This window comes from Burkholderia sp. Se-20378 (genome assembly GCF_017104665.1).
Taxonomy (GTDB): Bacteria; Pseudomonadota; Gammaproteobacteria; order Burkholderiales; family Burkholderiaceae; genus Burkholderia; species Burkholderia lata.
On sequence record NZ_JAAGPG010000636.1, the window covers coordinates 1 to 4270 of the forward strand.

5 protein-coding genes and 1 pseudogene are annotated in these 4270 nt (G+C 66.9%); 2 read left to right on the forward strand and 4 right to left on the reverse strand.

The genetic code is table 11. From position 1 onward, the window contains the following. Window positions 1-190, reverse strand: a pseudogene (locus G3N93_RS42315) (RND transporter); the annotation flags it as partial. A 157-nt stretch (window positions 191-347) separates the two neighbouring features. On the opposite strand from G3N93_RS42315, the gene G3N93_RS35210 reads away from it, so the two are divergent. Then, the gene (locus tag G3N93_RS35210; RefSeq protein WP_174934511.1) at window positions 348-1289 is read left to right on the forward strand and encodes a LysR family transcriptional regulator; all 942 of its coding nucleotides are present in this window, start codon (window positions 348-350) and stop codon (window positions 1287-1289) included. Between the two features lie 117 nt (window positions 1290-1406). Continuing rightward, complete coding sequence (locus G3N93_RS35215) at window positions 1407-1559, forward strand: hypothetical protein (RefSeq protein WP_163008969.1); 153 nt, start codon at window positions 1407-1409, stop codon at window positions 1557-1559. Between the two features lie 59 nt (window positions 1560-1618). Here G3N93_RS35215 and G3N93_RS35220 read toward each other — a convergent pair whose 3' ends face one another. From G3N93_RS35220 to G3N93_RS35230, 3 genes are read right to left on the reverse strand one after another with little or no spacing between them, the layout of a single operon-like run. Then, the gene (locus tag G3N93_RS35220) at window positions 1619-2449 is read right to left on the reverse strand and encodes a metallophosphoesterase (protein ID WP_206135037.1); all 831 of its coding nucleotides are present in this window, start codon (window positions 2447-2449) and stop codon (window positions 1619-1621) included. 25 nt (window positions 2450-2474) lie between these two features. Then, the gene (locus G3N93_RS35225; RefSeq protein WP_206135038.1) at window positions 2475-3896 is read right to left on the reverse strand and encodes an FAD-binding oxidoreductase; all 1422 of its coding nucleotides are present in this window, start codon (window positions 3894-3896) and stop codon (window positions 2475-2477) included. Between the two features lie 18 nt (window positions 3897-3914). Beyond that, on the reverse strand, window positions 3915-4259 hold the full coding sequence (locus G3N93_RS35230) for a DUF2069 domain-containing protein (protein ID WP_206135039.1): 345 nt from the start codon (window positions 4257-4259) through the stop codon (window positions 3915-3917). Window positions 4260-4270: the final 11 nt, after the last annotated feature.

The following is a 4270-nucleotide window of genomic DNA, read 5'->3' on the forward strand; positions in this document are numbered from 1 at the left end:
TCCACCAGTCGGCCGCGGGCCAGCCCGCGTCACGGTCGGCCGCACGGATCGCGGCGCCGGCGTCGAGTGCGTTCGCCTCGATGCGGGCCGACTGCGGCTTGTTGTCGCCCATGCTCGCGCATCCGGCCATTATTAATGAGACTGCAAGAACCGCCAGTGCGAGCGTCCCTTTTGTCGCCGGAGACTGCACGATTTTCTCCCTTTCGGATATAGATGAGTCGGATGCGATTATATTTTTCAGTGATTCCTGAATAAATGGACAAGGGTGCAAGTCATTTTTACGAATCCTGAGACAATACTTGTTCGCCTCTGTGCAACAATCCGTCCGGATTCAAACGGGTAATGGGATGGATACGCTACAAAACATGCGGGTATTCGTCCGCGTGGTCGACGCGGGAAGCTTTACCGCGGCCGCCCAGCAGATGAATTCGACTACCGCCTACGCGTCGCGCGCGGTCTCGGACCTCGAGGCGCACCTGCGCACGCGCCTCCTGAACCGCACGACGCGCCGGATCGCGCTGACCGAAGCCGGCGAGCGCTACCTGCAGCGCTGCGAGCAGATCCTCGCGTACGTCGACCAGGCCGAAGCCGAGGCGGGCGACGCGCATGCGCGCCCGTCGGGCAAGCTGAAGGTTCATTGCTTCACGAGCCTCGGCCAGCACTACCTGGTGCCGGCCGTCGCGCGCTATCGCGAGCGCTACCCGGACGTGCACGTCGAGCTGACGCTCGCGCAGCGGATGCCCGACCTGCTCGACGAGGGGTATGACGTCGCGATCGTCGTCGGCCGTGACCTGCCGGATTCGGGGCTCGTGTCGCAGCGGCTCGGCGAGAGCTACAGCGTGGTGTGCGCGTCGCGCGGCTATGTCGAGGCACATGGCGTGCCGCAGCGGCCGGCCGATCTCGCGCAGCACGTCTGTCTCGGGATGGTCGCGCCGGGCTTCCAGTTCGACGAATGGGCGCTGGCCGGGCCGAACGGCGACGAAGTCGTCCCGATCACGGCGCCGCCGTTTCGCGTGAACGTCGCCGAGGCGCTCGCGGTGGCTGTACGGGAAGGGATGGGGATTGGCGGTCTGCCGCTTTATTCGGCGATCGGCTGGTTGCGCAGCGGGCACATCGTGCGCGTGATGCCCGAATACCGGTCGCACGTGATGAACATCTACGCGCTGTATCCGTCGCGCCAGTACCTCGACGCGAAAATTCGCACCTGGGTCGATTTCCTGCGCGACGAACTGCCGGCCACGCTCGCAGCCGACGAAGCCGCGCTCGAGCAGTACACGCGTGCGACATGACAGCGCGGTTGACCGCAATCTGACGAGATTTGTCCTTCACGCAACATTTTTTTACGAACGCGTGTCAGACAGTTTGATACTGTGGGAATTAATGAGATACGCAACCCCGGAGTAGCAATGGATACGCACCTGATGATCGGCCTTGGAGTCCTGCTGGGCGCGGCCGCGGCCGCCGCGGCGACCCGCGACCTGCTGCGCGCGATGAAGGCGAAGGCGCAGATGAAGCCGGTGCCGGTGCGGGTGCGCGAACAACGCCGCCCCGGCCGCTGATCCCGCGGTCGCGCTTCGGGTCGAAAAAGGCCGCGCAACGCGGCCGCGCGGGCCGGCGTTCAGCCGAGCTCGACGACCTTGTCCCACGCGAACGCGGTATTTTCCAGTTCGCCGGTGCGCCGGTGGATGTAGCCGCGCGGGTTGCACACCACGCGTGTACCGCCGTCTGCCACGTAGTCGAATGACGTATGCGTGTGGCCGTGGAGCCACAGATTGACCGGCGGCTGCACGAGTTCCGCCATGTCCGTAACAAATCCCGCCGACGCAAGATCTTCCGCATAGCGCTCCGCCAGCGAACGCCGGTGCGGCGCATGGTGGGTCACGACGATCGTTTGGCCCGCGAACGGCGTCGCGAGCTGCGCTTCGAGCCATGCACGGCTGCGCCGATGCAGCGCGATCGCGTCGGCCGGCGAGAAATCCCGTTCCGGCGTGCCCGGCGCCGCATGCAGCGCCGCGTCATGCGGCCAGGTCACCTGGATCAATCCCTTGAAATCGAGCATCACGCGCAGCCCGGCCTCGATCGAGCTGGCCATGCTGGCTTCGTCGGCGCCGAACAGCGAAAAATCGGCCCAGAGCGTCGTGCCGAGCACGCGGAAGCGCTGCGCGGGATCGATGTAGACGTCGTTGTTCAGGTAATGCACGTTGTCGAGCGCCTGCACCGCATCGCGCATCGCCGTCTCCAGCGCACCGAATTCCCCGTCGTAGTACTCGTGGTTGCCCGGCACGTAGATCACCGGCACCGCGGAATCGAACGTTTCGGCGGCCCAGCGCAGGCCTTCCGCGTGATTGTGGATGTCGCCGGCCAGCACGACGAGATCCGCGTTCGCATGCGGGATCGCGTCGGGCAGGTTGCTTTCGAGATGCAGGTCGGACAGGACGCGGACTTTCACGGGCGTGGCTCCGGAGTGGGCGGCTTCAGCGCAGGACCTTGCCGGGATTCATCAGGCCGCGCGGATCGAGCGCGGTCTTCAGCGTGCGCATCAGCGTCGTTTCGACCGGCGACTTGTAACGCTGCGCGTCGTCGATCTTCAGCTGGCCGATACCGTGCTCCGCGCTGATCGTGCCGTGGTGGCGGTGCACGTTGTCGTAGACGATCCGGTTGATCGGCGCCTGGAACGCGGCCAGGAACGCTTTCGGGTCGCCGCCTTCGGGCATCTGCACGTTGTAGTGGAGATTGCCGTCGCCGAGGTGGCCGAACGTGACCATCCGCGCGCCCGGCGCAGCCTGCTGGATCGCCGTGTCGGTCTCGTCGATGAAGCGCGCGATCGACGAAATCGGCACCGCGATGTCGTGCTTGATGTTGAGCCCCTCGTCGGCCTGCGCGAGCGGGATGTGCTCGCGCAGGTCCCAGAATGCGCGCGATTGCGCGAGATTCTCCGCCACCACGGCGTCGACCACGAGCCCGGCCTCGAACGCTTCTTCCATCAGCTTCTCGAACAGCGCGCGCGCATGCGCTTCGCTTTCGTTGTCGGACAGTTCGAGCAGCACCGTCTGCGCGTGCGTCTGCGCGAACGGGTAGCGCAGTTGCGGGTAGTGCTTGCCGACGAGCTGCATGCAGAAGTCCGACATCAGCTCGAAGCCGGTCAGCAGCGGCCCGGCCGCGCGCTGCGCGAGCGCGAGGAAATCGAGCGCCGCGTGCGGCGATTCGAGCGCGGCGAGGGCGGTGACCTGTGCGGCGGGCAGCGGATGCAGCTTCATCACGGCCGCCGTGATGATCCCGAGCGTGCCTTCCGCGCCGATGAACAGGTCGCGCAGGTCGTAGCCGGTGTTGTCCTTGCGCAGTCCGCGCAGGCCGTCCCAGATCTCGCCCTGCGGCGTGACGACTTCAAGCCCGAGACACAGCTCGCGCGCGTTGCCGTAGCGCAGCACCGCGGTGCCGCCCGCATTGGTCGACAGGTTGCCGCCGATCGTGCAGCTGCCTTCCGCCGCGAGGCTCAGCGCGAACAGCCGGCCGCCTTCGCGGGCGCGCGCCTGTACGTCGGCGAGGATCACGCCGGCTTCGACGGTGATCGTGTTGTTGTGCGGATCGAGCGCGCGCACGCGGTTCAGGCGCGCGACGCTCAGCACGGCCTGGCTGCCGCTCGCGTCGGGCGTGGCGCCGCCGGCCAGGCCCGTGTTGCCCCCTTGCGGCACGAGTGCGATGCCGTGTGCTTTGGCCAGCTTGACGAGCGCGGCGACTTCGGCCGTATTCGCGGGCTTCAGCACCGCGCACGCGGCACCCTTGTAGCGGCGGCGCCAGTCGGTCAGGAACGGTTCGGTATCGTGCGGGTCGGTCAGCACATGGTCGGCGCCGATCGCGTCGCGGCACGCGGAAACGAAAGCTTCGGAGGACATCATCACCTTGTCGCGTAAGGGTCAGGACGCGGCGCGCGACTTTTTCGCCGCGCGCTTGAACGGCGCGACGTACGCCAGCGCCGCCACGAAGAAGACGACGGCAAGCGCGGTCTCGCACCAGCCGAGCGTCGCGGACAGCCCGCGATCGGACATGCCGCGCACGACGCCTTCGGCGAAATAGACGAGTATCAGCATGCTCGCCCACTGCATCGTATAGATGTTACGCCGCCAGACGCCGGGCAGCGCGAGCGCGAGCGGGATGGCCTTGAGCATCAGCGCGGAGCCGCCCGGGCGCAGCGGCGCGAGCCACAGCTCCCACGCGAGCGACAGCGCGATCAGCGCGATGAGGCACGCGGTGGCGAACAGCGCGTAGCGCG

Coding starts and splice junctions, on each gene's coding strand:
- G3N93_RS35210 (WP_174934511.1), top strand. CDS start 348: ATGGATACGCTACAAAACATGCGGGTATTCGTCCGCGTGGTCGACGCG.
- G3N93_RS35215 (WP_163008969.1), top strand. CDS start 1,407: ATGGATACGCACCTGATGATCGGCCTTGGAGTCCTGCTGGGCGCGGCC.
- G3N93_RS35225 (WP_206135038.1), bottom strand. CDS start 3,896: ATGATGTCCTCCGAAGCTTTCGTTTCCGCGTGCCGCGACGCGATCGGC.